This is a genomic window from Streptomyces sp. TN58, assembly GCF_001941845.1.
In the GTDB taxonomy this organism is placed as follows: domain Bacteria; phylum Actinomycetota; class Actinomycetes; order Streptomycetales; family Streptomycetaceae; genus Streptomyces.
Genome location: NZ_CP018870.1, coordinates 1,083,554 through 1,108,502 on the forward strand (window position 1 = coordinate 1,083,554; position 24,949 = coordinate 1,108,502).

Below are 24,949 nucleotides of genomic sequence, written 5' to 3' on the forward strand. Positions count from 1 at the left end.
GGGGTCTGCCCGACGGTGTGCGCAGGTCCAGGTCTCGGGGGGCGGGCTTGGGGACGGGCTTGCGGATCAGCTGCTGGCGCATGCTGCCTCCTCGCTCAGACCAGGGCGGGGCGGCGGGGTGCCACCGCGCGGCGGTCGGGGAGCAGTTCACCGGTGTCGTCGAAGATCACCACTCCGTTGCAGAGCAGGCTCCAACCCTGTTCGGGGCGGGAGACCACAGTGCGGGCGGCGTCGTGGTCGGCGCTTTCGGCGGCTGGGCAGGGGGGCTGGTGGGAGCACATGGCGCACCTCCTCGCGATGTGGGGCGGGAGGGCCGGTGGTCACCCGGTCGAATCCGCGATCCACGGTGGCGGCGAGTATTACTGATCGCCACCCCCGGACGGAACCCGTTTCGGCCGTCCAGTTCACGGTGTGTATGCCCGATTACCATGCGCTCATGCCCGTTATCCGGATCGTTCACCGCACATCCGCACCGGCCGCCGAGGCATGGTCGAGGCTCACCGACTGGGAGCTCCACGGTGCGCAGGTGCCCCTCACGCGGACGATCATCGAGACGGCGCCCCCGACACACGCGGGAACGGTCTTCACAGCCCGCACGGGTGTGGGCAGGATCACATTCGACGACCGCATGGAGGTCGTCGTCTGGCGCCCGCCCGCGGAGGGCTCGCCGGGACTCGTACGGCTGGAGAAGCGCGGACGGGCGGTGACGGGCTGGGCGGAGATCGAGATCCGCCCCCTTCCCGCGGGCGGTTCGGAGGTCCACTGGCGCGAGGAGCTGCGCCTGCGCGGCCTCCCCCGCGCCCTGGACCCGGCGGTCGCGGCGGCGGGCCGGCTCCTCTTCGGCCGGGCCGTCACCCGCCTGCTGCGCCGCTGACCGCGCTGGTTACTGTTCCGTGATCACCCTGCCGGTGATCACGGAACGAACGAGGAGAGATCCGTGGCCACTCCGCCACCGCCGCAGCAGGCTCCCGGTCCGTACGGCCCGGCCGGAGGCCCCGTGTTCACGGGCCCGCAGCAGCCGTACGGCGCGTACGGCGCCCACCCGCAGCCCGGCCGGTACGGGTGCAGCCTGTGCGGGTGCTGGCCGGCGGCGCCCGCCACCGTGCGGGGCCACCAGGGCATGGTCGTCCTGGCGCGGTTCCTGAGCCGCCGCGGCCCCTTCTGCCGGGACTGCGGCCTCGCCACCTACCGCGGCATGTCGTCCGACACGCTGTGGCAGGGCTGGTGGAGCCCGCTGTCCCTGTTCGTCACGCCCGTGACCCTGCTCATGAACCTCGGCCCGCGCGCGGCCTTCCGCAGGCTCGCTCCCCCGTCGGGCGGCTTCCGCCCGCCCCTCGACCCGGGCAAGCCGCTGTGGCGCCGCCCCCCGGCCCTGCTCTTCCTCATGCCGGTGCTGCTCGTGGTGCTGGCCGTACAGGCGCTCATCGTGCTCGGCCTGGTGGTCGACGGCCCGCCGAAGCTGTCCGTGGGGCAGTGCGTGCGCAACGAGGGCACCTGGGGCGAGCAGGACCTGGAGGTCGTGTCCTGCGACTCGTCCCGCGCCGCGTACAAGGTCACCGGACTGCTGGACACCCCCGGTGCGCGCTGCGCCCCGCTGGACTACCTCGCCGACCCGAAGTACGGCCCGGACGACTTCACCAGCGCCTGCCTGACGCCGCTGCGCTGACACGCGCGCCGGGGCGCGGATGGGGGCGGATGGGGGCCCGCCCCGCGCCCCCGTCCGCCCGCCGGGGCCCCGCGCTAGCGGATCGGCATGCCGGAGATCGTGCGGGCGATCACCAGCCGCTGGATCTCGCTGGTGCCCTCGAAGATGGTGTAGATCGCGCTGTCCCGGTGCATGCGCTCCACCGGGTACTCGCGGGTGAAGCCGTTTCCGCCGAGGATCTGGACGGCCTGGGCGGTCACCTTCTTGGCGACCTCGCTCGCGAAGAGCTTGGACATCGAGCCCTCGGCCGACTCGAACGGCCGGCCCGCGACCGCCATCCAGGACGCCCGCCACACCAGCAGCCGGGCGGCGTCGATCTGCGTGCGCATGTCGGCGAGCTGGAAGGCGACGCCCTGGTTGTCGATGATCGGGCGGCCGAACTGCGTACGGGTCTTCGCGTAGTCGAGCGCGACCTCGTACGCGGCGCGCGCGGTGCCCACGGCCATCGCGCCGACGGCCGGCCGGGAGGCCTCGAAGGTGGCCATGGCGGCGTTCTTGACCCGCTCGCCCCCGCCGCTTCGGGCGCGCTCGCGGGCCCGGGCGAGCCGCTCGTCCAGCTTCTCCTTGCCGCCGAGCAGGCAGTTTCCGGGGATGCGTACGTCCTCCAGCACCACCTCGGCGGTGTGCGAGGCGCGGATGCCGTGCTTCTTGAACTTCTGCCCCTGCGACAGCCCCGGGGTGCCGGGCGGCACGATGAAGGAGGCGTGGCCCTTGCTGCCCAGGGCCGGGTCGACGACGGCGACCACGATGTGGACGTTGGCGATACCGCCGTTGGTGGCCCAGGTCTTGGTGCCGTTGAGGACCCACTCGTCCTTGGCCTGGTCGTAGACCGCCCGGGTGCGCATGGAGCCGACGTCCGAGCCGGCGTCCGGCTCGGAGGAGCAGAAGGCGGCGACCTTCACGTCGTCGGGGGTGCCGTACATCTGGGGGATCCAGGTGCCGATCTGCTCCTCGGTGCCGTTGGCGACGACTCCGATCGCCGCGAGCCCGGTGCCGACGATGGACAGGGCGATGCCCGCGTCTCCCCAGAAGAGCTCCTCCATGGCCATCGGGATGCCGAGCCCGGTCGGGTCGAAGAACTGCTGGGCGTAGAAGTCCAGCGAGTAGATGCCGACCTTGGCGGCCTCCTGGATGACGGGCCACGGAGTTTCCTCGCGCTCGTCCCACTCCGCGGCCGCGGGTCGCATCACATCGGCCGCGAAGCCGTGGATCCAGTCCCGCACCTGCTTCTGGTCCTCGTTCAGCTCCATGGTGAACTCCGCCATGTCCCCTCCACCTGTCCGCACTCGTCACTCCGGAGGTTACTAGCGGTAACCTACGTGGTTGCCACAGTCTGTTACCGGCGAGTAAACACTGTCAAGCACGGTCGATGCCGCTCCCGGCCCCCAGCTCGTGTCCGCTGATTCGATCGCCGGGGTGCCATGGGTGTTACGTTGCGTGGGCGTCAGGCACATCGCAAGGGCGGGGAGAGAACTCATGGAGACCACGCAGCAGACCGGCGAACCGGGAGCGGCCGAGCGCCGCCGGCGGGAGCTGCTCGAAGCGGCAGACCGGGTCGTGCTCAGGGACGGCCCCAAGGCCTCCATGAACGCCATCGCGGCCGAGGCCGGCATCACCAAACCCATCCTCTACCGGCACTTCGGGGACAAGGCGGGCCTCTACCAGGCACTCGCGGTCCGGCACACCGACGCCCTGCTCGACTCGCTGCGGGCCGCGCTCGACGCCCCCGCCGAACGCCGCCGACGGGTGGAGGCGACCCTCGACACCTACCTGGCGGCCATCGAGGCCCGCCCGCAGGTCTACCGCTTCCTGATGCACCCGGCCGAGGACTCCCACACCTCCGAGCGCGGCTTCGACGTCGGCCTGCACTCCGCGCCGCTGCTGCGCAGGCTCGGCGAGGAGCTGGCCCAGGTGATCAGCGAGCGGGTCGACCTCGGCCCCGCCGGCGAGCAGCTGGCCCGCGTCTGGGGCCACGGCATCGTCGGCATGATGCACGCGGCGGGCGACTGGTGGCTGGGCGAACGCCCCTGCGCCCGCGCGGACCTCGTGGCCGGCCTGACCGACCTCCTCTGGGGCCGCCTCGCCACCGCCGGCAACCGCGAAAACGGCCCCGGCTTCTGACGTCCGCACCCCCACCGCCTCCCCGGCCACGCAGGAGCCGCCCGCCAAGGCGCGCCGCCTTGCGGGCGGGCCGGGCCGGCGGCATTCTCAGCCTCGCCGGACGGGCGCAGCCCGGCGGGGACAGCATCAGCAGGGGCTGCGCTGGGCCGTGTCTGACAAATCCCGCCTGGCGCACGACGCCCGGCACGCACACTCGCTGCGTTGTCGGAGTCATCCACGTACGCCCAGTACAAGGATGATCCTGCGCCTGGCGATCGCACGCACCGGACGCCGCGCGCCCCGCCCTGCGGGCGGACGGCGCAATCGGTCAGACACGGCCTAGCGAGCCCGGCCCCACGGGGCCTTGCGGATCGCCCGCCGCAGGCGACGGGCCCGCATGCCCGTCACGCGGTCCGCGTAGACCGTCCCGTCGAGGTGGTCGCACTCGTGCTGGAGGCAGCGCGCGAAGAACCCCGTACCCGCGATCCGCACAGCGGCGCCGTCCGACGTGACCCCCTCCACGACCGCGTGGTCGAAGCGGACGGTGCCCGCCTCCAGCCCCGGCAGGGACAGACATCCCTCCGGTCCGAGGAACTCGTCCCCGTCGGCCGCCATCAGACGGGGGTTGACGACGTGCCCGACGTGCCGTACGTCTTCGTCATCGGGGCAGTCGTAGACGAACACCCGCTGGGCGACGCCGATCTGGTTCGCGGCCAGGCCGACGCCCTCGGCGGCGTACATCGTCGCAAACATGTCCTCGATGAGGCGGTCGAGTCGCGGCCCGAACTCGGTGACCTCCGGGCAGGGCGAGTGGAGCACCGGATCACCCAGCAGGCTCATGGTGCGGACGAGGCCGGTGGTACCGGGGATGGGGCGCTGTCGCATGGCCGCAAGCCTACGACGGGCGGCCGTACGAGGAGATCCGTGGTGGGGCGGGGGGCGCCGCGGTCAAGGCTCCTGCCTGTACTGGATAGGCTGGGGCCGACCGACGCTAGGAGGACAAGGGACGATGGCAGGCAACACGGAGCCGCTTTCGCCGCGGGCCAAGCTGGCCGTGACGGCGGGCAAGGCCGCGGCGGCGGTGTCGCGGGCCGCGGGACGCGGAAGCGGATCGGTGATCGGCGGCAAGGTCGCACTCAGGCTCGACCCCGATCTCCTCGGCGCGCTGGCGCAACATCTCGACGTCGTCCTCGTCTCCGCGACGAACGGCAAGACCACGACGACCCGGCTGATCGCCGAGGCCCTGCGGGCCAGCGGTCCGGTCGTCTCCAACGCCCTCGGCGCCAACATGCCGGCGGGCATCACCTCGGCCCTCGCGGGCGGCTCGGACGCCAAGTACGGCGTCATCGAGGTCGACGAGAAGTACCTCGCCGGAGTGGCCCGGGACGTCACCCCCAAGGTGATCGCCCTGCTCAACCTCTCCCGCGACCAGCTGGACCGCGCCGCCGAGACCCGCATGCTGGCGGAGAAGTGGCGTGAGGGCCTCCAGGGGTCCAAGGCGGTCATCGTCGCGAACTGCGACGACCCGCTGATCGTCTGGTCCGCCTCCTCCTCGCAGAACGTGGTGTGGGTCGCGGCCGGCCAGGAGTGGAAGGACGACGCCTGGTCGTGCCCCTCCTGCGGCGGTGTCATGCAGCGCCCGGGCGACGACTGGTTCTGCGGCGAGTGCGGCTTCCGGCGCCCGACCCCGACCTGGGTGCTCTCCGGCGACCACGTGCTGGACCCGCACGGTTCGGCCTGGCCGATCCACCTCCAGCTGCCCGGCCGTGCCAACAAGGCCAACGCCGCGACCTCGGCCGCCGTGGCCGCCGTCTTCGGCGTCCCGCCGCAGGTCGCGCTGGAGCGGATGTACCAGGTGCAGGCCGTCGCCGGCCGCTACGACGTGGTGAACTTCCAGGGCCGTGAGCTGCGGCTGCTGCTCGCCAAGAACCCGGCGGGCTGGCTCGAAACGTTTTCGCTGATCGACCCGCCGCCGACCCCGGTGATCCTCTCCGTGAACGCGCGCGGCGCCGACGGAACCGACACCTCCTGGCTGTGGGACGTCGACTACCCGCGCCTGGCCGGCCACCCGATCTTCGTGATCGGCGACCGCAAGCTGGACCTCGCGGTCCGCCTGGAGGTCGCGGGCCTGGACTTCCGGGTGTGCGAGACCCTCGACGAGGCCGTGCAGCTCGCGCCGCCCGGACAGATCGAGCTGATCGCCAACTACACCGCCTTCCAGGACGTGCGCCGCCGCGTCGGCAACTAGTACTCATACCCCAGAGGACACAAGAGCATGAGCGACAACAGCCTGCGTCTGGTGTGGGTCTACCCCGACCTGCTCAGCACGTACGGAGACCAGGGCAACGCCCTCGTCGTGGAGCGCCGCGCCCGCCAGCGCGGCCTGGACGTGCAGCGCGTGGACGTGCGCAGCGACCAGCCCATCCCCACCTCGGGCGACATCTACCTGATCGGCGGCGGCGAGGACCGTCCGCAGCGCCTGGCCGCGGAGCGGCTGCTGCGCGACGGGGGTCTGGAGCGGGCCGTCTCGAACGGGGCGATCGTCTTCTCCGTCTGTGCCGGCTACCAGATCCTCGGCAAGGAGTTCGTCAACGACCAGGGGCAGCGCCAGGAGGGCCTCGGCCTGCTGGACGTCGTCACCGTGCGCGGTGAGGGCGAGCGGTGTGTCGGCGACGTCCTCGCCGACATCGACCCGCGCCTGGGCCTGCCGCAGCTGACGGGCTTCGAGAACCACCAGGGCGTCACGCACCTCGGCCCGACGGCGAAGCCGTTCGCCCGGGTGACCATGGGCCGCGGCAACGGCACCGGCGACGGTACCGAAGGCGCGTACAACGACACGGTGTTCGGCACCTACATGCACGGTCCCGTGATGGCCCGCAACCCGCACATCGCGGACCTGCTGCTGAAGCTGGCCCTCGACGTGAACGCGCTGCCGGCCATAGACGACCGGTGGTACGAGGCGCTGCGCGCGGAGCGCATCGCGGCGGCTACGCAGCCCGCGTAGCACCCCGTCCGCACCCACCCGCAGCCGCTCATCGGGGCGGCCCCCGCATCATGTGTTCGGCCCGGTTTTCCCTAGGGGGAACCGGGCCGACGTCGTTTTGTACGACGATCACGACCAGCATGTGGAGGATGGTTCAGGGCACCTCCAAACCGCTTGTAGGGTGGCCGTAGTTCCAACCGGACGACGTGGTCCGGTCGTCGGCCCACGTTGCAAAGGTCTCTTCTGCCATGCGCATAGGTGTGCTCACTTCCGGTGGCGACTGCCCCGGCCTCAACGCCGTCATCCGCTCCGTCGTGCACCGCGCCGTCGTCGACCACGGTGACGAGGTGATCGGCTTCCACGACGGCTGGAAGGGCCTGCTGGAGGCGGACTACCGCAAGCTCGACCTCGATGCCGTCGCCGGCATCCTCGCCCGCGGGGGCACCATCCTCGGCTCCTCCCGGGTCCAGCCCGCGCACCTGCGCGACGGTGTCGAGCGCGCCCGCGGGCACGTCGCGGACCTCGGCCTCGACGCGATCATCCCGATCGGCGGCGAGGGCACCCTGAAGGCCGCGAACCTGCTCTCCGAGGCAGGCCTGCCGATCGTCGGCGTCCCGAAGACCATCGACAACGACATCGCCTCCACCGACGTCACCTTCGGCTTCGACACCGCCGTCGGGGTCGCGACGGAGGCGCTCGACCGGCTGAAGACGACCGCCGAGTCCCACCAGCGTGTGATGGTCGTCGAGGTCATGGGCCGCCACACCGGCTGGATCGCCCTGCACTCGGGCATGGCGGCGGGCGCGCACGCGATCGTCGTTCCGGAGCGGCCCTTCGACATCGACGAGCTGACGGCGATCGTCGGCGAGCGGTTCTCGGCGGGCAAGCGGTTCGCGATCGTCGTGGTCGCGGAGGGCGCCAAGCCGAAGCCCGGCTCCATGGCCTTCGAGGAGCGCGGCAAGGACATCTACGGCCACGAGCGGTTCGCCGGCATCGGCAACCTGCTGGCCGCGGAGCTGGAGAACCGCCTGGGCAAGGAGGCCCGTCCGGTGATCCTGGGCCACGTCCAGCGCGGCGGCACGCCCACCGCGTACGACCGGGTCCTGGCCACCCGTTTCGGCTGGCACGCGGTGGAGGCGGCGCACCGGGGCGAGTTCGGCATGCTGACCGCGCTGCGCGGCACGGACATCGTGATGGTGCCGCTCGCCGAGGCGACCTCGTCCCTGAAGACGGTCCCGGCCGACCGCTACGACGAGGCCCAGACCGTTCTCTGACGGCTCCCCGGCGTCCCATTTGTGGCAGACCGCCCCCGCGCGCACGAGCGTGCGGGGGCGGCACTACTGTGGTGGGGCAGCACAGTCAAGGGAGTGAACAGATGGATCACAGCGGGCACGGCATGGACATGAACATGGACTTGCCGCCGTTCACTCTCGGGCGCGGGCTGGAGTTCTCCTTCGACGCCTTCTTCCTGTTCGGCTCGCTGCTGGGCCTCGCCCTGTACGGGTGGGGCGTGCTGCGGCTGCGCCGGCGCGGGGACTCCTGGCCGCTGGGCCGGACCATCGCGTTCACCCTCGGTGTGCTGACCGTGATCCTGGTGATGTGCACCAAGCTGAACGACTACGGCATGGTCATGTTCAGCGTGCACATGGTCCAGCACATGGTGATCAGCATGATCACCCCGATCCTGGTGCTGCTGGGTGCCCCGGTGACGCTGGCGCTGCGCGCGCTGCCCCCGGCCGGCCGCGGCCGCAGGGGGCCGCGCGAGCTCCTGCTGGCGCTGCTGCACAGCCGGTACATGAGGGTGATCACCCATCCGGCGTTCACCATCCCGATGTTCATCGCGAGCCTCTACGCGCTGTACTTCACGCCGCTCTTCGACTTCCTGATGGAGAGCCGCACCGGGCACATCGCGATGATGGTCCACTTCTTCGCGGTCGGTCTGATCTTCTTCTGGCCGATCATGGGCATCGACCCCGGTCCGCACCGTCCGGGCTACGTCATGCGGATGCTGGAGCTCTTCGCGGGCATGCCGTTCCACGCGTTCTTCGGCATCGCCCTGATGATGGCGAGCCAGCCCATGATCAGGACGTACGCGGACCCGCCGGCCTCCCTCGGCATCGATCCGCTTTTGGACCAGCAGTGGGGCGGCGGCATCGCCTGGGCGTTCAGCGAGATCCCCTCGGTCCTGGTCCTGATCGCCCTGATCTACCAGTGGTACCACTCCGAGCAGCGGGCAGCGAAGCGCTCCGACCGGGCCGCCGACCGCAACGGCGACCAGGAGCTGGAGGCGTACAACGCGTATCTCGCCTCGCTCCGCGCGCGTGGCCAGTAGCGCGACCCCGCGTCCGCGCGCCACCATGGGGCATGACCGGATCCGTTAAGGCGATGGCAGTCATGACCTTCGCCTCCCTGGTGGCCGTCGCCACGTACTCGGTGGTGCTCGGGAGCAACGGCTGGCTGTGGTTCGGCTGGGTGGTCCTGGGGCTGCTGACGGCGGGGATGGCCGCCTCGCGCAGTACCTGAGGAAGGTCGACACCGCCCCCTCCGTCCCGCGACTCACCGTCCGTAGACTGGCCGTGACAACGGGATACCCACAGGAGCGGCCTGGTGTTCTACCACTTGCTCAAGCACGTGTTCCTCGGACCCCTGCTGCGGCTGCTGTTCCGGCCGCGGATCGAGGGGCTGGAGAACATCCCGGCGGAGGGCGCGGCGATCGTCGCGGGCAATCACCTGTCGTTCTCCGACCACTTCCTGATGCCCGCCATCCTGGCGCGGCGGATCACCTTCCTGGCGAAGGCCGAGTACTTCACCGGCCCCGGGATCAAGGGCAGGCTCACCGCGGCGTTCTTCCGCAGCGCCGGGCAGATCCCCGTGGACCGGTCCGGCAAGGACGCCGGCCAGGCGGCCCTGCGCGAGGGGCTGGGCGTCCTGGCCAAGGGCGAGCTGCTGGGCATCTACCCGGAGGGCACCCGATCCCACGACGGCCGGCTCTACAAGGGCAAGGTGGGCGTGGCCGCCATGGCCCTCGGCGCGGGGGTGCCGGTCGTGCCCTGCGCGATGGTGGGCACCTTCGAGATCCAGCCGCCCGGGAAACGGATCCCGAAGATCCGGCGCGTGACGATCCGCTTCGGCGAGCCCTTGAACTTCTCCCGGTACGCCGGGATGGAGGGCGAGCGCACCGTCCTGCGGGCGGTCACCGACGAGATCATGTACGAGATCCTCGCCCTGTCCGGTCAGGAGTACGTCGACCGGTACGCGGCCGAGGTGAAGGCCGAGGAGGAGGAAGCGCGGAAGCAGGCCCGGCGCACGGTGCGCTGAGCCCGCTCCGCCTGCGGGCGGTCCCGGTGGCGGACGGCGGTCAGCTCCTCGCGCGCCGGGAGTCCGGCCCCGGCGGCGTCCGCTGAGCGGGGGGCCTCCGCGGCCGGGGCGACCGGTGTGGCGTGCGGCGCACATGTCACGCCCGGGGCGTCGACCTTGCCGGTCAGTGGCCGTAGGCACGGCCGGCGGCGGCGAGCACTTCACGCAGCCGGAGGGCGTCCGCGGCCAGAGCCGTCACGAGGACGGCGGGTCCGGCCAGCGGGGTCGCGACGGCGCACTCCCCCAGCACCGCGGCCGGCGGCGGGTCCTCCTCGAACGCCGGGTCGACGACGAGGAGTTGACCGACGGCCCGGTGCCCGGCGAGTCCCGCCGGGCCGTCCCAGCCGCCGGGAGCGCCGGGGCCGCAGGCGAGTTCCTGGTCCAGCAGCGGCCGGCCGCCGTGGGTGACGGTGAGCCGGCTGCGCAGCAGACCGGGCGGCTCCCCGTGCCGTCCCAGCACCTGTTCCTCGCGCAGCAGTAGGCGTGCGGTGGGGGCGAGCCGGACGCGGGTGCGTACCCGGAGGTCGCTGCCGCGGACCGACACCAGCGGCTCCGGCAGCCACCGCACCGAGGCCCCGTCCTCCAGGTCGAGCTCCACGTCGTAGCGGGCGGGGTCGCCCGTCCGGCCGGGCAGGGCGAGGGTGGCAGCCGCCGAGGTCAGGGCCAGCCGGGCGCCGGGCCCGGCGGTGGCGCGGACGGTCAGGTGGTCACCGCCCAGCGGGGCGCTCATCGCGCCGACGAGCACCACCCCGGCTTCCGCGGACTCCCGGCCACGGGTACGCCGCAGGGCGAGCGGGCCCTCTCCGGCGAGCAGGGGCAGCGCGGTCCCGCCCCTGCCGTCGGCCACGGCGTGGACGCGGGCGGTGGCCCGTACTCCGGTCGCGGGCGCAGGGACGGGGGGCGCGGTGGTCACCGTGCGGTCCAGGCGGCGATCCGCTCACGGACCCAGCCGGCGACGGCGGCCACGCCCTCCGGGCCGCGCAGCGACTGGAAGGCGACGGGCAGCTCACCGCGCTGCTCGGCTGCGTCGCGGGCCATCCGGCCGAGGTCGGAGCCGACGTGGGGGGCGAGGTCGGTCTTGTTGACGACGAGGAGGTCGGCGGTGGTGACGCCGGGGCCGCCCTTGCGGGGGATGTCGTCCCCGCCGGCCACGTCGATGACGAAGATCTGGGCGTCGACGAGGCCGCGGGAGAAGGTCGCGGTGAGATTGTCCCCGCCGGACTCGACGAGGATCAGGTCGAGCGGGGCGTGCTCGCGGAAGGCGTCCTCCAGTTCCTCGACGGCTTCGAGGTTGGCGGAGATGTCGTCGCGGATGGCGGTGTGCGGACAGGCCCCTGTCTCGACGGCGGTGATCCGCTCGGGGGGTAGGACGGCCTCGCGGAGCAGGAACTCGGCGTCCTCGCGGGTGTAGATGTCGTTGGTGACCACCGCCATGGACACCTCGGTGCGCAGGGCCCGGCACAGGGCCGCGACGGTGGCGGTCTTGCCGGAGCCGACGGGCCCGCCGAGTCCGATGCGCAGGGCACGGCGGGTGCCGTCGGCGCGCAGCGGGGCGGCGCTGTGGGTGTGCCGGTGGGGTCGCGCGACGGCGTGGTCGAGGTGCATGGGGTGCTCCGGGTGTGGAAGGGGGCGTGGTCAGGAGGCGAACAGCCGTACCGGCCAGCCGGCATGGACCTCGGCCGTGATCTCCAGCAGGGGCGAGGAGGCCGCGGGCAGGGCGTCGACCCCGTCCGGCAGGGCCTGGCGGGCGGCCTCGGCGGCGCGGCCGGCGACGTCGTCGAGCTCGGGGGCGAGCCGGGCCAGTACCCCGCTCGCCTCGAAGGGGTCCAGGCCCAGCAGCCGTACGGTGGCGGTCGCCGGCCCGCCGACGCTCTCGTACGCCGCCACGTGCGCGGCGTCGAGCGGCCCGAGCCCGGCCGCCCGGGCGGTGAGTCCGAGCACCACGGGCTGGTGGGCGCCGCGCGGGAACGCGGCGGCGAGCTGTTCCAGTCCGGGGTCGGGCCAGGTGGCCCGCGCGGCCCGGAGCAGCTGGCGGCCCAGTCGCCGCGCCGCGGTGCGCAGTGCGGGCGACGGTGTGCGGGCGTCTGCGGCGGCGTCGAGTGCCGCCGGGTCGAGGCCGAGGGCTGCCGCGGCGGCGAGGGCCGCCGCGGTGAGTCCGGCGGTGTGCAGCCTGCCCCGGCAGAAGTCCTCCAGGGTGGCCGCGTCGTGGATCCGGCCCGCCTTGCAGGCGGCCTCGGCCCCGCCGGAGTGGGCGTGGCCCCCGGCGGGGAAGCGGCCGTCCGCGAGGACGAGGAGCGCGGCGAGGCTCATGTGGCGGGGCCTGTCAGAAGAGGAAGTAGCGCTGGGCCATGGGCAGTTCCGCGGCGGGTGCGGGCTCCACCGGCTCGCCGTCGATGGTGACGGTGAAGGTGTCGGCGTCGACCTCGACCCGCGGCATGGCGTCGTTGTTGCGCATGTCCGCCTTGGTCACCTTGCGCGTGGTCTCGATGGCGGTGAACCGTTTGGCGAGTCCGAGCCGTTCGGGCAGTCCGTCGTCGAGTGCGGCCTGCGCGGTGAAGTTCAGCGAGTTCAGGCCGGGGGCGCGGCCGTGGCTGCCGAACATCGGCCGGGGCAGGACGGGCTGCGGGGTGGGGATGGAGGCGTTGGCGTCGCCCATCTGCGCGTAGGCGATCTGGCCGCCCTTGATGACGAGTTCGGGCTTGACCCCGAAGAAGGCCGGGTTCCACAGGACCAGGTCGGCTAGCTTGCCGGTCTCGGCCGAGCCGACGTCGCGGGAGATGCCCTGGGCCACGGCCGGGTTGATCGTGTACTTGGCGACGTAGCGGCGGGCGCGGTGGTTGTCGGCCGGTCCGTCGCCGGGGAGGAAGCCGCGCCGCCGCTTCATCACGTGGGCGGTCTGCCAGGTGCGCAGCACGACCTCGCCGACGCGGCCCATGGCCTGGGAGTCGGAGGAGATGATGGAGATGGCGCCGAGGTCGTGCAGGACGTCCTCGGCGGCGATCGTCGAGGGCCGGATGCGGGATTCGGCGAAGGCGAGGTCCTCGGGGACGGCGGGGTTGAGGTGGTGGCAGACCATCAGCATGTCGAGGTGTTCCTCGACGGTGTTGACGGTGTGCGGCCGGGTGGGGTTGGTGGAGCTGGGCAGGATGTTCGGTTCGGAGACGACGGTGATGATGTCGGGTGCGTGCCCTCCGCCGGCGCCCTCGGTGTGGTACGAGTGGATGGTCCGCCCGGCGATGGCCGCGAGGGTGTCGGCGACGAAGCCGGCCTCGTTGAGGGTGTCGGTGTGGATGGCGACCTGGGCGCCGGTCTCGTCGCAGACGCTCAGGCAGGCGTCGATGGCGGCGGGGGTGGCGCCCCAGTCCTCATGGATCTTGAATCCGATCGCTCCGCCGCGCAGTTGGGAGTGCATGGCCTCGCGGGAGGTGGTGTTGCCCTTGCCGAGGAGGCCGATGTTGACCGGGTAGGACTCCAGCGCCGCGAACATGCGGGCCAGGTGCCAGGGCCCGGGGGTGACGGTGGTCGCCTTGGTGCCCTCGGCGGGTCCGGTGCCGCCGCCGACCAGGGTGGTGATCCCGGAGGCGAGGGCTTCGTCGACGACCGTGGGGGAGATGAAGTGCACATGGGCGTCGATGGCGCCGGCGGTGACGATCTTGCCGTTGCCGGCGATGATCTCGGTCTCGGGGCCGATGACGAGGGCGGGGTGCACCCCGTCCATGGTGTCGGGGTTGCCGGCCTTGCCGATGCCGCAGATGCGGCCGTCGCGGATGCCGAGGTCGGCCTTGGTGATGCCCCAGTGGTCGAGGATCACGGCTCCGGTGATCACGGTGTCGGGTGCGCCTTCGGCCCGGGTGGTGCGGGCCTGGCCCATGGACTCGCGGATCACCTTGCCGCCGCCGAAGACGGCTTCGTCGCCGGAGCGGCCGGGGCCGCCGGCGAGGTCCTGCTCGATCTCGACGAAGAGGTCGGTGTCGGCGAGCCGGATGCGGTCCCCGGCCGTGGGCCCGAAGAGGTCGGCGTACACCTGGCGGGGGATCTCAGCCATCGAGCGGCCCTCCGGTCTCCCCGCGCAGTCCGGGGACGGTCCGCAGGCCTGCGAGCGGGACCAGTTCCACCGAGGCGGGGATGCCCGGCTCGAAGCGGACGGCGGTGCCGGCGGCGATGTTGAGCCGGAGCCCGTGTGCGGCGGCGCGGTCGAAGCGGAGGCCGGGGTTGGCTTCGGCGAAGTGGTAGTGGGAGCCGACCTGGACGGGCCGGTCGGCGGAGTTGAGCACGGTCAGACGGGTGACGGGGCGGCCCTCGTTGAGGAGTACCGGCCCCTCCCCGAGGGCGATTTCGCCGGGGATCATGCGGGGGGCTCCTTGTCAGACGATGGGGTCGTGGACCGTGACGAGCTTGGTGCCGTCCGGGAAGGTCGCCTCGACCTGCACGTCGTGGATCATCTCGGGAATCCCCTCCATGACCTCCGCGCGGCTCAGCACGGTGCGGCCGGAGGCCATCAGCTCGGCCACCGTCCGGCCGTCGCGGGCGCCTTCGAGGATGTGCGAGGTGATGAGTGCCACCGCCTCGGGGTGGTTGAGGCGTACTCCGCGCGCCCGCCGCTTCTCGGCCACGTCGGCGGCGACGTGGATGAGCAGTCGCTCCTGTTCGTGCGGTGTCAGTTGCACTCGTGTTCACCAAGCTTCCGGGACAGGGCCGACACGCCGAGGCGACCCTAGCGGCCCGCGGCACTCTGTCGACCTGCGCGTTTCCCACCCAGGCGTCTCTTGCCCCGACGCAGGGGAAGGCTTTCCGTTCCGCGCACCGCGGCTTTACCGGCCCATGGGTGATCATTGGCGGTGGCACGGACCGCCAGGTTAGGGGCGGGACTTTTCCACCGGGTTAACCCGTGTTTCGGGCAGGCACCCGGTTCCGCCCGGCGGGCCACCGGCCCGCCGCTTCCGTATACGGATCCGCGGCGCTCGCCGCGGTCAGCAGCCCCTGCCGGCCGCGGCCGGCGCCCCCGCGGTCCAGGGCAGCGCGATCCACACCGTCTTGCCGCCGTCCTCGGTGGGCGTGACCGAGAGCCGGCCGCCCGCCTCCGCGGCGAGCCAGCGGATGATGACCATGCCGCGGCCGTTGTCCTGCTGGACGGCGGCGGGGAGCCGGCGGGGCCGGCGCGGGTGGCTGTCGGTCACCCCGACCCGGAGCCATTCCTCGCGCTCCAGCCGGATGTCGACGGTGAAGGTGGGCGACTGGCCGAAAGTGTGCTGTACGGCGTTGGTGGCGAGCTCTGAGACGATCAACCGAACACTGTCGGCGGTCTCGGCGTCGCCGGGCAGTCCCCACTCCTCCAGCACTTCCGCGACATAACGGCGGGCAGCGGCCACCGAGGCGGGATCGCTCGGCAGAGTGACGGATGCTTCCTGGTGGTCTGCCATGGCGACGTCCCTTTCCCACCGGAGCGGATGAGCCCCGGATCTGTGCTGGACGCCAGAGTGCCACCCATCGTGCCGCCACATCAGCCTTTCCCCAAAGATATGCATATATCTGTCGCCCGATGCGGTGAACTCTGCTACGGAAGAGCGTATTTGGACGGCAGACTGGTGCGAGCTGTGCCGGTGGAAGGAGGCGGGTGTGCAGCACGGTCCCGCGGTGCGTCGGCGCAAGCTCGGCGAGGAACTGCGTGCCCTGCGTGACCGGTCCGGGCTCACCAGTGGTGAGGCCGCCCGGATCGTGGGATGGCACCAGTCGAAAATCAGCCGTATCGAGACGGGTCGCAGCGGCGTGAAACCGGAGGACATCCGCCTGCTCCTCGACGTCTACGGGGAGTTCGTGAGCCCGGAGCAGCGCGCCCTCCTGGAAGCCCTGTCGGCCTCGGCCGCCGGCCCGGGGCCGGGCGGCGACACCGGGCGGGGACGCCAGTGGTGGCACGACTACCGGGGGCTGCTGCCGCAGGAGTACCGGGACTTCATCAGCCTGGAGGCGGGCGCCCGGTCGGCCCGTACGGTGGAACTGTCCGTGGTGCCCGGGCTGTTACAGACCCCCGAGTACGCGCGTGCCGTGACCCGGGCCGCGCTCGGCGGGCTTCCGGAACCGAAGGTGGACGCGCTGGTCGAGGTACGGCTGGCCCGGCAGTCGGTGCTGCGGGCGGATCCGCCGCTGGAGCTGAGCGCGGTGCTGGACGAGGCGGTGCTGCGCCGGCAGATCGGCGGGCCCGGGGTGATGGCGGAGCAGCTGCGGCACCTGGTGGAGGTGGCGCGGCTCCCCCAAGTGAGCCTCCAGGTCCTTCCGTTCAGCGTGGGCGGCCATCTCGGCCTCACCGGACCGTTCGTCATTTTCTCATTTACGAACATCGCCGATCTGGATGTGGTGGTACTCGACCATTTGACGAGTAGCCTCTATCTGGAGCGGAAGGAAGACCTAGAGGCGTACGGCGCCGCGTTCCGCACCATCCAGGCGCACGCCCTCCCGCCCGAGGACTCGTCGGAACTCATCAGCTCACTCGCTGACGACGCGTAGAGGAGGCACCCCCGTGTCCGCAACCCCCTTGAGCACCAGCGGACTTCTGATCAGAACCGCGCGGTGGCGGCGGAGCAGCCGCAGCACCGGGATGAACAACTGCGTGGAAGCGGCCGTCCTCGGCGACGGTCTGCTGGCCGTCCGCGACTCCAAGCGGACGGACGGCCCGGCCGTGCTCTTCACCGGGCCGGCCTGGGACGGCTTCCTCGCCTCCGTACAGGCGGACGCGCACGCGTCCTAGGCGCACGCGTCCTGGTGCTGCGGCTCGGAAAACCTCGCGGTCACGGCACCAGTAGGTGTCCGGCGGGCGCGGTCGCGATGATCGTCTCGACGGCCCGGTCGATCTCGTCCCCCGTGAGGTCGGCCCGGGCGGTCAGCCGCAGCCGGGAGATGCCGTCCGGCACCGACGGCGGGCGGAAGCAGCCCACGGACAGACCTGCCTCGCGGCAGTCGGCGGCCCAGCGCAGTGCCGCCGACGCCGACGGGGCCCGTACCGACACCACGGCCGCGTCCGGCCGGGCCGCGGTCAGGCCGGACGCGGTGAGCCGCCCGTACAGCCGGTCGGCCACCTCGCGGGCGCGGCCGGCGCGCTCCGGTTCCCGCCGCAGCAGGCGCAGGCTCGCGAGGGCCGCGCCCGCGGCGGCCGGGGCCAGGCCGGTGTCGAAGATGAAGGTGCGCGCGGTGTTGACCAGGTGTCTGATCACCTTGGCCGGGCCGAGCACGGCGCCGCCCTGGCTGCCCAGCGACTTCGACAGGGTCAGGGTGGCGACCACGTACGGCGCGCCGGCGAGTCCGGCGGCGTCCAGCGCGCCCCGGCCCCCCTCACCCAGCACGCCCAGTCCGTGCGCGTCGTCGACGAGCAGGGCGGCGCCCTCGTCGCGGCAGGCGGCGGCGTATCCGGCGAGCGGTGCGGCGTCGCCGTCGACGGAGAACACCGAGTCGCTGACCAGCAGGGCCCGGCCCTCGTGCGCGGCGAGCGCCTTGCGCGCGGCGTCCGGGTCGGAGTGCGGGACCACCGCGGTCTCGGCGCGCGAAAGCCTGCAGCCGTCGACGATGGAGGCGTGGTTGCCGGCGTCGGAGACGACGAGCGTGCCCCAGTCGCTGAGCGCCGTGACGGCGGCGAGGTTTGCCGCGTATCCGGAGGACAGCACGAGCGCGGCCTCGAAGCCGCAGAAGGCGGCGAGCTCCCGTTCCAGTTCCGCGTGCAGTTCGGTGGTGCCGGTGACGAGACGGGAACCGGTGGCTCCGGCTCCCCAGCACTCGGCCGCCTCGCGGGCCCCCCGGATGGTCTCGGGATGCCGGGACAGGCCGAGGTAGTCGTTGCTCGCGAGGTCCAGCAGCGTCGACACCGGCGGCCGGGGGCGCAGGGAGCGGACCAGTCCGGCCTGCTCCCGTGCGCGCTCCGCGTCGTCGATCCAGGCGAAGACGTCCGCGGGGTCGGGAGTGTGCTGGCGCATCGGCGTGTCCTCGTGTTTTGTCGGCAGTCCACAGACCTGCCCGACCCTAGTCGCCGGGACTTGTCCGCCAGGTGTGGTGATACACACACACCCATCCGGCCATGTTGTGCGATCTCTCCTTGGCCGCGATGGGTCCGGTGGGACAGGATCGGGTCCATGGACCTGCTGAACACCCTGGTGGACAAGGGGCTGCGGCGCGAGCTGCCGACCCGCGAAGAAGCGCTCGCCGTGCTGGCGACTTCTGACGACGAACTGCTCGACGTGGTGGCCGCGGCCGGCAAGGTGCGCCGCCAGTGGTTCGGGCGTCGGGTCAAGCTGAACTACCTGGTCAACCTGAAGTCGGGCCTGTGCCCGGAGGACTGCTCCTACTGTTCCCAGCGCCTGGGCTCGAAGGCCGAGATCCTCAAGTACACCTGGCTCAAGCCTGAAGAGGCCTCCCAGGCCGCCGCCGCGGGCGTCGCCGGCGGGGCGAAGCGGGTCTGCCTGGTCGCCAGCGGCCGGGGGCCGACGGACCGGGACGTGGAGCGCGTCGGCAGGACGATCGAGGCCATCAAGGAGCAGAACGAGGGCATCGAGGTGTGCGCGTGCCTCGGCCTGCTGTCGGACGGCCAGGCGGAGAAGCTGCGCGAGGCGGGCGCCGACGCCTACAACCACAATCTGAACACCTCCGAGGCCACCTACGGCCAGATCACCAAGACCCACACCTACGCCGACCGCGTGGACACCGTGGAGAAGGCGCACGCGGCGGGCCTGTCGGCCTGCTCGGGCCTGATCGCGGGCATGGGCGAGACCGACGAGGACCTCGTCGACGTGGTCTTCTCGCTGCGCGAGCTGGACGCCGACTCGGTTCCGGTCAACTTCCTGATCCCCTTCGAGGGAACTCCGCTGGCCAAGGAGTGGAACCTCACCCCGCAGCGCTGCCTGCGGATCCTGGCGATGGCCCGGTTCGTCTGCCCCGACGTCGAGGTCCGGCTGGCGGGCGGGCGCGAGGTGCACCTGCGCTCGCTGCAGCCGCTGGCGCTGAACATCGTCAACTCGATCTTCCTGGGCGACTACCTCACCAGTGAGGGCCAGGCCGGGCAGGCAGACCTCGACATGATCGCGGACGCCGGTTTCGAGGTGGAGGGCGCCGGTACGACGACCCTTCCCGCGCACCGCTCCGACCTGGCGGACACGACCTCCGGCGGCGGCTGCGGTTCGGGCGGCGGTGCCTCGCTGTGCGGTTCGGGCGCGGGCGCGGCTTCGTCCGAGGCCTCGGACGAGGCGGCGGGCTGCGGGTCGGCGTGCGGCGGCTGCTCGGGCCACGCGCACGCCGAAGCCGAGCCGGTGCCGGCGCGGCCGGCGCAGGCCGAGCCGGGCGCGCTCCGGTCGGACCTGGTGGCCGTGCGCCGCCGCGGCGCGGGGACGGACATCGCCCCCAATGCCTGATCTGCACCACCCGCGCCCGGCCGGCGCGGAACTGCTCGCGCTGGACCGGCAGCACGTCTGGCACCCGTACGGCCCGATGCCCGGGCGGCAGGAGCCGCTGGTCGTCGACTCGGCCGCGGGCGTGCGGCTGAGGCTCGCCGACCCGTCCCAGGGGGAGGGCCACGACGAACTGGTCGACGGCATGTCCTCCTGGTGGTCCGCCATCCACGGCTACAACCACCCGGTGCTCAACGAGGCCGTGACCGCGCAGCTCGGCCGGATGTCGCACGTGATGTTCGGCGGGCTGACCCATGAGCCCGCCGTCCGGCTCGCCGCGAAGCTCGTCGAGATCACCCCCGCGGGGCTGGAGCACGTCTTCCTATCCGACTCGGGTTCGGTCGCCGTCGAAGTCGCCGTCAAGATGTGCCTGCAGTACTGGCGTTCGCTCGGGCGCACGGGCAAGACGCGCCTGCTGACCTGGCGCGGCGGCTACCACGGGGACACCTGGCAGCCCATGGCCGTCTGCGACCCCCAGGGCGGCATGCACGAGCTGTGGCAGGGTCACCTGCCGCGGCAGGTGTTCGCGGACGCGCCGCCCGGCGGCTTCGACACGCCCGTGGATCCCGCGTACGCCGACCACCTTCGCGGCAAGATCGCAGCGCACGCGGACGAGCTGGCCGCGGTGATCGTGGAGCCGGTGGTGCAGGGCGCCGGCGGCATGCGCTTCCACCACCCCGGCTATCTGCGGGTGCTGCGCGAGCTGTGCGACGAGTACGGGGTCCTGCTGATCCTGGACGAGATCGCGACGGGCTTCGGCCGTACGGGCGCGCTGTTCGCGGCCGACCATGCGGGCATCACCCCGGACGTCATGTGCCTGGGCAAGTCCCTGACCGGGGGCTACCTCACGCTGGCGGCGACCCTGTGCACGGAGCGGGTGGCCGACGGGATCTCGCAGGGCGAGGTACCGGTGCTCGCCCACGGCCCCACCTTCATGGGGAACCCGCTGGCCACGGCGGTGGCGTTGGCCTCCGTGGAGCTGCTGCTGGGCCAGGACTGGGCGCTGGAGGTCAAGCGGATCGAGGCCGGGCTGCGCGAGGGCCTGTCGGCCGCGGCCGGGATTCCCGGCGTACGGGACGTACGGGTGCTCGGCGCCATCGGCGTGGTCCAGCTGGACCACGCGGTGGACATGGCGGCGGCCACTCGGGCGGCGGTGCGCGAGGGCGTGTGGCTGAGGCCGTTCCGGGACCTCATCTACGTGATGCCGCCGTTCGTGACGGGCGACGAGGACGTGAACCGTATCTGCCGCGCGGTGTGCGCGGCGGCCCAGGAAGGCTGAGAGCGCCAGATGTCCGTAGTGATGGTGTCCGGGACGGGCACGGAGATCGGCAAGACCGTGGTCACCGCGGCCGTCGCGGCGGCGGCGGTCGCGGCGGGCCGGTCGGTGGCGGTGCTCAAGCCGGCGCAGACGGGTGTCGGCCCGCAGGAGCCGGGGGACGCCGCCGAGGTGGTGCGGCTGGCCGGCTCCTCCGTCACGGCGATGGAACTGGCCCGCTACCCGGAGCCCCTGGCCCCGGACACGGCCGCCCGGCGCTCGGGTCTGCCCACGCTGGCGCCGGCGCAGATCGCGGAGGCCGCCCGGCGGCTGGCCGGGGACCACGACCTGGTCCTGGTGGAGGGTGCGGGCGGGCTGCTCGTGCAGTTCGACGAGGCGGGCCACACGCTGGCCGACGCCGCGCGGCTGCTGGGCGCCCCGACCCTGATCGTCGCCCCGGCGGGGCTGGGGACGCTCAACTCCACGACCCTCACGGCGGAGGCCCTGCGGGCCCGGGGCCTGACCCCGCTGGGTGTGGTCGTGGGGAGTTGGCCGCACTCGCCTGACCTGGCGGCCCGCTGCAACCTGGCGGACCTCCCGAAGTCCTCGGAGCTGCCGCTCCTGGGCGCGGTCCCGGAGGGCGCGGGCACCCTTCCCCCGGAGCTCTTCCGCGCCGAGGCCCCCTCCTGGCTGTCCCCGCCCCTCTCGGGCACCTGGTCGGCCCCGTCCTTCCTCACCGCCTGGTCCCCCCCGGCCTACACCCCCGCCACCACCTGACCACCCGTCGCAGCCCCGGGCGCAGCCCGCAGTTCCAGCCCCGCCGGCGCTTGAGGCGCGGGGCCCGGAGCGGAGCCCCGCTCTTTCAGCCCCGCCGGCGCTTGAGGCGCGGGGCCCGCATCCCAGCCCCGCCGGCGCTTGAGGCGCGGGGCCCGCATCCCAGCCCCGCCGGCGCTTGAGGCGCGGGGCCCGCATCCCAGCCCCGCCGGCGCTTGAGGCGCGGGGCCCGGGGCGGAGCCCCGGTACGGGGCCCGGGGCGGAGCCCCGGTACGGCGGGGGCAACGGGCCGCCGGGCCCGGGCACCTCACCCCTGCGGCCCCGGCGGCGAGCCGACCGGCTTCACCCACCGCGTCCACTGCTCCTGCGCCCCGTACCCGGCCGCCGCCCACGCCGGGTGCGCCCGCACGTTGCCGTCGAGCACCATCGCGTCGGCCCGCCGCCCGCCCAGCGCGGCGAACCGCTCCTCGGCGGCGGCCAGCAGCGCCGCGCCTATCCCCCGCCGCCGGTGCCCCGGGTGCACGGCGAGCCGGTAGAGGTGGCAGCGCCAGCCGTCGAACCCGGCGATCACGGTCCCCACGAGTTCGCCGTCGCGGCGCGCGAGCAGCAGCGCCTGCGGGTCGCGCTCGTGGAGCAATCCGATACCCGCGAGGTCGTCGCTGATGCTCGTCCCCTCGGCGGCGGTCTTCCAGAAGTCCAGTACGGCGGTGAGGTCGTCCGCCCCCGCGGGGCCGATATGAAGATCACTCATGTCCTGATCCCATCACCCGGCGGTGCTCGACCCAACCGCCGATCCGCCTGCTTTGCTCGTCCTTTACCATGTGGTCACAGTCCCTCCTGAGTGAAAGGTGTGAGCGTCCGCCCATGGGCGAGCCTCCCAGTCCACGACATCCCGCCCCACGACCTCCGCGTTCGCGACCCCCGCGTCCGCGACGTCGCGCGATCCCCCTCCACCTGGCCGATCATGGGACGGAGGTGATCGACCGATGACCGAGGTCCTCCTGCTCGTCGTGGCACTGGTTCTCTGCCTTGCCTGCGGAGTCTTCGTCGCGGCCGAGTTCTCGCTCACGACCGTCGAGCGCAGCGAGCTGGAACGGGCCGTCGAGCGCGGTGAGCGCGGTGCCGACAGCGCCCTGGCGGCCGTCCGCACCCTCACCTTCCAGCTCTCCGGCGCCCAGCTCGGCATCACCGTGACCGGTCTGGTCATCGGCATGATCTCCAAGCCGTCCATCGCCGCCCTGCTCCAGGGGCCGTTCAACGCGATGGGCCTGTCACCGAGTGCCGCGTCCTCCACCGCCCTGGTCCTCGGGACCGTGCTGTCCACCGTCGTCCTGATGGTGGTCGGCGAGCTGGTCCCGAAGAACTGGGCGATCTCCTCGCCGCTGGCGATCGCCAAGCGGGTGGCGACCTTCCAGCGGGTCTTCAGCCGGGCGTTCAGGCCGCTGATCAGCCATCTCAACACCACCGCGAACCACCTGGTGCGCCGCCTGGGCATGGAGCCGACCGAGGAGCTCGCCTCCGCCCGCACCCCGCAGGAGCTGGTGGCCCTGGCCCGGCACTCCGCCAAGGAGGGCGCCCTGGAGAAGGACACGGCCGAGTTGTTCGTCCGGACCCTGAACCTGGCCGACCTGACCGCGGAGAACGTGATGACCCCCCGCGTCCAGGTCACCGCCCTCGACGTGCAGACCACCGCCGAGGACGTGGCGAACGCGACGATGGCCACCGGCCTGTCCCGCTTCCCCGTCTACCGCGGAAGCCTCGACACCGTCGTCGGCACCGTCCACATCAAGGACGTGCTGGCGCTGCCCGCCGAGGAGCGGCGCCGCCGCCCGGTGTCGCAGCTCCTGCGCGAGCCCCTGCTCGTACCGGAGTCGCTGACCGTGGACCGGCTGCTGGACCGGCTGTCCGGCAAGCAGACCATGGCCGTGGTCATCGACGAGTACGGCGGCACGGCGGGTGTGGCCACCCTGGAGGACATCGTCGAGGAGGTCGTCGGCGAGGTGCGCGACGAGCACGACCCGCACGAGACCCCCGACCTCGCCCCGGCAGGTTCGGACGGCTCCGGACGGCAGCTCTACTCCGCCGACGGCGCCGCGCGCACCGACCAGCTCCGCCGGATCGGACTGCGGGTGCCGGACGGCCCGTACGAGACCCTGGCCGGTCTGATAGCGACCGAGCTGGGCCGGATCCCGGCCGTCGGCGACAGTCTGGAGCTGGACGGCTGGCGGCTGGACGTGGTGGACGACATCGGACGCCGGGCGGCGCGGGTGCTGCTGCACGCGCCCGTCGCCGCCACCGGCTCCGCCGACGGGACGGAGGACGCGCGATGACCGTGATCCAGCTGTTGATCGGCCTGGCGACCCTGGTCGTGAACGCCTTCTTCGTCGGTGCGGAGTTCGCGCTGATCTCGGTCCGGCGCAGCCAGATCGAGCCGTACGCCGAGCAGGGCGACCGGCGGGCCCGCGCCGTCCTGTGGGGGCTGGAGCACGTGTCGGCGCTGATGGCGGCGGCGCAGCTCGGCATCACCCTGTGCACGCTGGTGCTGGGTGTGGTGGCCGAGCCGGCCATCGCCCATCTGCTGACGCCGCTCTTCGACCTGGTCGGGGTGCCGTCCGGGCTGACCCACGCCATCTCCTTCGTGGTGGCGCTGGCCCTGGCGACGTACCTGCACATGCTCTTCGGCGAGATGGTGCCGAAGAACATGGCGCTGTCCGAGCCTGTGCGCACGGCGCTGCTGCTGGGGCCTCCGCTGGTGGCCCTCACGAGGGCGCTGCGGCCGGTGATCTTCGCGGTCAACGCCTTCGCGAACGCCCTGCTGCGGCTGCTGCGGGTGGAGGTCAGGGACGAGGTCACCGCGACGTTCTCGGACGACGAGCTGGCCCGCATGGTGAAGGACTCCAGCGACGCCGGGCTCATCGACGACCGGGCGAGCGAGCGCCTGCACGACGCCCTGGAGCTGGGCCGGCGGCCCGTGGCCGACGTGGTGCTGCCGGCCGAGCGGGTGATCTCGGCCCGTGAGGGCATCACTCCGGCCGGGCTGGAGCGGCTGTCCGCCGAGAGCGGGTACTCCCGCTTCCCGGTGGTCGACGCGCAGCACGGGATCCTGGGCTACCTGCATGTGAAGGACGCCCTGGACGCGGACGGGGAGTCGCGGGACGAGCCGTTCCCGGCGTCCGCGCTGCGGCCGATCGCGCAGGTGCGGGCGGAGACGCCGCTGGACGACGTGCTGACCGCGATGCGGCGCAGCCGCACCCACCTGGCGGCCGTCCTCGGGGCCGCGGACGCCATGACGGGCCTGGTGACGATGGAGGACGTGCTGCGGGAACTGTTCGGAAGGCCGGCTTCCGCGTGAT

Annotated in this window: 28 protein-coding genes; 16 read left to right on the plus strand and 12 right to left on the minus strand. The window is 72.6% G+C overall.

Going from position 1 to position 24,949, the window contains the following annotated elements:
* Window positions 1–95: 95 nt before the first annotated feature.
* The gene (locus BSL84_RS04900; RefSeq protein ID WP_030029181.1) at window positions 96–281 is read right to left on the minus strand and encodes a DUF5999 family protein; all 186 of its coding nucleotides are present in this window, start codon (window positions 279–281) and stop codon (window positions 96–98) included.
* A gap of 155 nt (window positions 282–436) precedes the next feature.
* On the opposite strand from BSL84_RS04900, the gene BSL84_RS04905 reads away from it, so the two are divergent.
* Window positions 437–874, plus strand: coding sequence for an SRPBCC family protein (locus BSL84_RS04905; RefSeq protein ID WP_075969889.1), 438 nt, complete (start codon window positions 437–439; stop codon window positions 872–874).
* 63 nt (window positions 875–937) lie between these two features.
* Window positions 938–1,666 carry an LppU/SCO3897 family protein gene (locus BSL84_RS04910; RefSeq protein ID WP_075969890.1) on the plus strand — a complete coding sequence of 243 codons (729 nt, stop codon included), beginning with the start codon at window positions 938–940 and terminating at the stop codon, window positions 1,664–1,666.
* 74 nt (window positions 1,667–1,740) lie between these two features.
* On the opposite strand, the gene BSL84_RS04915 is transcribed toward BSL84_RS04910, so the two are convergent.
* Window positions 1,741–2,970: an acyl-CoA dehydrogenase family protein gene (locus tag BSL84_RS04915; protein ID WP_030029175.1), complete on the minus strand. Its 1,230-nt coding sequence runs from the start codon at window positions 2,968–2,970 to the stop codon at window positions 1,741–1,743.
* Window positions 2,971–3,181: 211 nt separating this feature from the next.
* Between BSL84_RS04915 and BSL84_RS04920 the strand changes: the two genes are divergently transcribed.
* Window positions 3,182–3,826: a TetR family transcriptional regulator gene (locus tag BSL84_RS04920; RefSeq protein ID WP_045320983.1), complete on the plus strand. Its 645-nt coding sequence runs from the start codon at window positions 3,182–3,184 to the stop codon at window positions 3,824–3,826.
* 318 nt (window positions 3,827–4,144) lie between these two features.
* Here BSL84_RS04920 and def read toward each other — a convergent pair whose 3' ends face one another.
* Window positions 4,145–4,690, minus strand: a complete 546-nt coding sequence (gene def / locus BSL84_RS04925; RefSeq protein WP_075969891.1) for a peptide deformylase — start codon at window positions 4,688–4,690, stop codon at window positions 4,145–4,147.
* A gap of 124 nt (window positions 4,691–4,814) precedes the next feature.
* Between def and BSL84_RS04930 the strand changes: the two genes are divergently transcribed.
* From BSL84_RS04930 to BSL84_RS04950, 6 genes are all read left to right on the plus strand, one after another.
* A complete protein-coding gene (locus BSL84_RS04930; protein ID WP_030029096.1) occupies window positions 4,815–6,053 on the plus strand; it encodes a MurT ligase domain-containing protein in 1,239 nt (412 codons plus the stop codon).
* 27 nt (window positions 6,054–6,080) lie between these two features.
* Window positions 6,081–6,809: a type 1 glutamine amidotransferase gene (locus BSL84_RS04935; RefSeq protein WP_045320998.1), complete on the plus strand. Its 729-nt coding sequence runs from the start codon at window positions 6,081–6,083 to the stop codon at window positions 6,807–6,809.
* 227 nt (window positions 6,810–7,036) lie between these two features.
* A complete protein-coding gene (locus tag BSL84_RS04940; RefSeq protein WP_030029094.1) occupies window positions 7,037–8,062 on the plus strand; it encodes a 6-phosphofructokinase in 1,026 nt (341 codons plus the stop codon).
* A 101-nt stretch (window positions 8,063–8,163) separates the two neighbouring features.
* Complete coding sequence (locus tag BSL84_RS04945) at window positions 8,164–9,120, plus strand: cytochrome c oxidase assembly protein (RefSeq protein WP_030029093.1); 957 nt, start codon at window positions 8,164–8,166, stop codon at window positions 9,118–9,120.
* A gap of 32 nt (window positions 9,121–9,152) precedes the next feature.
* Window positions 9,153–9,311, plus strand: coding sequence for a hypothetical protein (locus BSL84_RS36410; protein ID WP_030029092.1), 159 nt, complete (start codon window positions 9,153–9,155; stop codon window positions 9,309–9,311).
* 84 nt (window positions 9,312–9,395) lie between these two features.
* Entirely contained in the window at window positions 9,396–10,106 is a 711-nt protein-coding gene (locus BSL84_RS04950; RefSeq protein WP_075969892.1) for a lysophospholipid acyltransferase family protein, read from the plus strand.
* Between the two features lie 163 nt (window positions 10,107–10,269).
* On the opposite strand, the gene BSL84_RS04955 is transcribed toward BSL84_RS04950, so the two are convergent.
* The 7 genes from BSL84_RS04955 to BSL84_RS04985 all read right to left on the minus strand — a co-directional run bounded on the left by BSL84_RS04955 (window position 10,270) and on the right by BSL84_RS04985 (window position 15,565).
* Window positions 10,270–11,058, minus strand: a complete 789-nt coding sequence (locus tag BSL84_RS04955) for an urease accessory protein UreD (protein WP_075969893.1) — start codon at window positions 11,056–11,058, stop codon at window positions 10,270–10,272.
* Complete coding sequence (gene ureG / locus BSL84_RS04960; RefSeq protein ID WP_030034046.1) at window positions 11,055–11,750, minus strand: urease accessory protein UreG; 696 nt, start codon at window positions 11,748–11,750, stop codon at window positions 11,055–11,057. Before ureG ends, BSL84_RS04955 begins: the two co-directional genes overlap by 4 nt.
* Before the next feature lie 30 nt (window positions 11,751–11,780).
* Entirely contained in the window at window positions 11,781–12,455 is a 675-nt protein-coding gene (locus BSL84_RS04965; protein WP_075969894.1) for an urease accessory protein UreF, read from the minus strand.
* A gap of 13 nt (window positions 12,456–12,468) precedes the next feature.
* On the minus strand, window positions 12,469–14,190 hold the full coding sequence (locus BSL84_RS04970; protein ID WP_075969895.1) for an urease subunit alpha: 1,722 nt from the start codon (window positions 14,188–14,190) through the stop codon (window positions 12,469–12,471).
* Window positions 14,183–14,494 (minus strand): urease subunit beta, encoded by a 312-nt coding sequence (locus BSL84_RS04975; protein WP_030028851.1) that lies wholly within the window; start codon window positions 14,492–14,494, stop codon window positions 14,183–14,185. The genes BSL84_RS04970 and BSL84_RS04975 overlap by 8 nt, the downstream gene beginning before the upstream one ends.
* Before the next feature lie 15 nt (window positions 14,495–14,509).
* Entirely contained in the window at window positions 14,510–14,812 is a 303-nt protein-coding gene (locus BSL84_RS04980; protein ID WP_030028850.1) for an urease subunit gamma, read from the minus strand.
* Window positions 14,813–15,115: 303 nt separating this feature from the next.
* Window positions 15,116–15,565 (minus strand): ATP-binding protein, encoded by a 450-nt coding sequence (locus tag BSL84_RS04985; RefSeq protein ID WP_030028848.1) that lies wholly within the window; start codon window positions 15,563–15,565, stop codon window positions 15,116–15,118.
* Between the two features lie 196 nt (window positions 15,566–15,761).
* Between BSL84_RS04985 and BSL84_RS04990 the strand changes: the two genes are divergently transcribed.
* A complete protein-coding gene (locus BSL84_RS04990; protein WP_045321003.1) occupies window positions 15,762–16,646 on the plus strand; it encodes a helix-turn-helix domain-containing protein in 885 nt (294 codons plus the stop codon).
* Between the two features lie 13 nt (window positions 16,647–16,659).
* The gene (locus BSL84_RS04995) at window positions 16,660–16,887 is read left to right on the plus strand and encodes a DUF397 domain-containing protein (protein WP_030028844.1); all 228 of its coding nucleotides are present in this window, start codon (window positions 16,660–16,662) and stop codon (window positions 16,885–16,887) included.
* A 40-nt stretch (window positions 16,888–16,927) separates the two neighbouring features.
* On the opposite strand, the gene BSL84_RS05000 is transcribed toward BSL84_RS04995, so the two are convergent.
* Entirely contained in the window at window positions 16,928–18,103 is a 1,176-nt protein-coding gene (locus tag BSL84_RS05000) for an 8-amino-7-oxononanoate synthase (protein ID WP_075969896.1), read from the minus strand.
* 156 nt (window positions 18,104–18,259) lie between these two features.
* Here BSL84_RS05000 and bioB point away from each other — a divergent pair, with 156 nt between their 5' ends.
* The 3 genes from bioB to bioD are packed head-to-tail and all read left to right on the plus strand — an operon-like array spanning window position 18,260 to window position 21,599.
* Complete coding sequence (bioB, locus tag BSL84_RS05005) at window positions 18,260–19,531, plus strand: biotin synthase BioB (protein WP_075969897.1); 1,272 nt, start codon at window positions 18,260–18,262, stop codon at window positions 19,529–19,531.
* Window positions 19,524–20,846, plus strand: a complete 1,323-nt coding sequence (locus tag BSL84_RS05010; RefSeq protein ID WP_075969898.1) for an adenosylmethionine--8-amino-7-oxononanoate transaminase — start codon at window positions 19,524–19,526, stop codon at window positions 20,844–20,846. Before bioB ends, BSL84_RS05010 begins: the two co-directional genes overlap by 8 nt.
* 9 nt (window positions 20,847–20,855) lie before the next feature.
* The gene (bioD, locus tag BSL84_RS05015; RefSeq protein ID WP_045321007.1) at window positions 20,856–21,599 is read left to right on the plus strand and encodes a dethiobiotin synthase; all 744 of its coding nucleotides are present in this window, start codon (window positions 20,856–20,858) and stop codon (window positions 21,597–21,599) included.
* A gap of 304 nt (window positions 21,600–21,903) precedes the next feature.
* On the opposite strand, the gene BSL84_RS05020 is transcribed toward bioD, so the two are convergent.
* Complete coding sequence (locus tag BSL84_RS05020; RefSeq protein WP_030026931.1) at window positions 21,904–22,347, minus strand: GNAT family N-acetyltransferase; 444 nt, start codon at window positions 22,345–22,347, stop codon at window positions 21,904–21,906.
* A gap of 235 nt (window positions 22,348–22,582) precedes the next feature.
* Here BSL84_RS05020 and BSL84_RS05025 point away from each other — a divergent pair, with 235 nt between their 5' ends.
* Together BSL84_RS05025 and BSL84_RS05030 are read left to right on the plus strand one after the other, a co-directional pair.
* Window positions 22,583–23,926 carry a hemolysin family protein gene (locus tag BSL84_RS05025; protein ID WP_075969899.1) on the plus strand — a complete coding sequence of 448 codons (1,344 nt, stop codon included), beginning with the start codon at window positions 22,583–22,585 and terminating at the stop codon, window positions 23,924–23,926.
* Window positions 23,923–24,948: a hemolysin family protein gene (locus tag BSL84_RS05030; protein ID WP_030026935.1), complete on the plus strand. Its 1,026-nt coding sequence runs from the start codon at window positions 23,923–23,925 to the stop codon at window positions 24,946–24,948. The genes BSL84_RS05025 and BSL84_RS05030 overlap by 4 nt, the downstream gene beginning before the upstream one ends.
* Window position 24,949: the final 1 nt, after the last annotated feature.

What these genes read in the sequence shown, in the direction of transcription:
- BSL84_RS05030 (WP_030026935.1), top strand. Translation starts at nt 23,923, where the DNA reads ATGACCGTGATCCAGCTGTTGATCGGCCTGGCGACCCTGGTCGTGAAC.
- BSL84_RS04965 (WP_075969894.1), bottom strand. Translation starts at nt 12,455, where the DNA reads ATGAGCCTCGCCGCGCTCCTCGTCCTCGCGGACGGCCGCTTCCCCGCC.
- BSL84_RS04940 (WP_030029094.1), top strand. Translation starts at nt 7,037, where the DNA reads ATGCGCATAGGTGTGCTCACTTCCGGTGGCGACTGCCCCGGCCTCAAC.
- BSL84_RS04985 (WP_030028848.1), bottom strand. Translation starts at nt 15,565, where the DNA reads ATGGCAGACCACCAGGAAGCATCCGTCACTCTGCCGAGCGATCCCGCC.
- BSL84_RS04975 (WP_030028851.1), bottom strand. Translation starts at nt 14,494, where the DNA reads ATGATCCCCGGCGAAATCGCCCTCGGGGAGGGGCCGGTACTCCTCAAC.
- bioD (WP_045321007.1), top strand. Translation starts at nt 20,856, where the DNA reads ATGTCCGTAGTGATGGTGTCCGGGACGGGCACGGAGATCGGCAAGACC.
- BSL84_RS04905 (WP_075969889.1), top strand. Translation starts at nt 437, where the DNA reads ATGCCCGTTATCCGGATCGTTCACCGCACATCCGCACCGGCCGCCGAG.
- BSL84_RS05010 (WP_075969898.1), top strand. Translation starts at nt 19,524, where the DNA reads ATGCCTGATCTGCACCACCCGCGCCCGGCCGGCGCGGAACTGCTCGCG.
- BSL84_RS04900 (WP_030029181.1), bottom strand. Translation starts at nt 281, where the DNA reads ATGTGCTCCCACCAGCCCCCCTGCCCAGCCGCCGAAAGCGCCGACCAC.
- BSL84_RS05025 (WP_075969899.1), top strand. Translation starts at nt 22,583, where the DNA reads ATGACCGAGGTCCTCCTGCTCGTCGTGGCACTGGTTCTCTGCCTTGCC.
- bioB (WP_075969897.1), top strand. Translation starts at nt 18,260, where the DNA reads ATGGACCTGCTGAACACCCTGGTGGACAAGGGGCTGCGGCGCGAGCTG.
- BSL84_RS04930 (WP_030029096.1), top strand. Translation starts at nt 4,815, where the DNA reads ATGGCAGGCAACACGGAGCCGCTTTCGCCGCGGGCCAAGCTGGCCGTG.
- def (WP_075969891.1), bottom strand. Translation starts at nt 4,690, where the DNA reads ATGCGACAGCGCCCCATCCCCGGTACCACCGGCCTCGTCCGCACCATG.
- BSL84_RS04935 (WP_045320998.1), top strand. Translation starts at nt 6,081, where the DNA reads ATGAGCGACAACAGCCTGCGTCTGGTGTGGGTCTACCCCGACCTGCTC.
- BSL84_RS04970 (WP_075969895.1), bottom strand. Translation starts at nt 14,190, where the DNA reads ATGGCTGAGATCCCCCGCCAGGTGTACGCCGACCTCTTCGGGCCCACG.
- BSL84_RS05000 (WP_075969896.1), bottom strand. Translation starts at nt 18,103, where the DNA reads ATGCGCCAGCACACTCCCGACCCCGCGGACGTCTTCGCCTGGATCGAC.
- BSL84_RS04945 (WP_030029093.1), top strand. Translation starts at nt 8,164, where the DNA reads ATGGATCACAGCGGGCACGGCATGGACATGAACATGGACTTGCCGCCG.
- BSL84_RS04920 (WP_045320983.1), top strand. Translation starts at nt 3,182, where the DNA reads ATGGAGACCACGCAGCAGACCGGCGAACCGGGAGCGGCCGAGCGCCGC.
- BSL84_RS05020 (WP_030026931.1), bottom strand. Translation starts at nt 22,347, where the DNA reads ATGAGTGATCTTCATATCGGCCCCGCGGGGGCGGACGACCTCACCGCC.
- ureG (WP_030034046.1), bottom strand. Translation starts at nt 11,750, where the DNA reads ATGCACCTCGACCACGCCGTCGCGCGACCCCACCGGCACACCCACAGC.
- BSL84_RS36410 (WP_030029092.1), top strand. Translation starts at nt 9,153, where the DNA reads ATGACCGGATCCGTTAAGGCGATGGCAGTCATGACCTTCGCCTCCCTG.
- BSL84_RS04915 (WP_030029175.1), bottom strand. Translation starts at nt 2,970, where the DNA reads ATGGCGGAGTTCACCATGGAGCTGAACGAGGACCAGAAGCAGGTGCGG.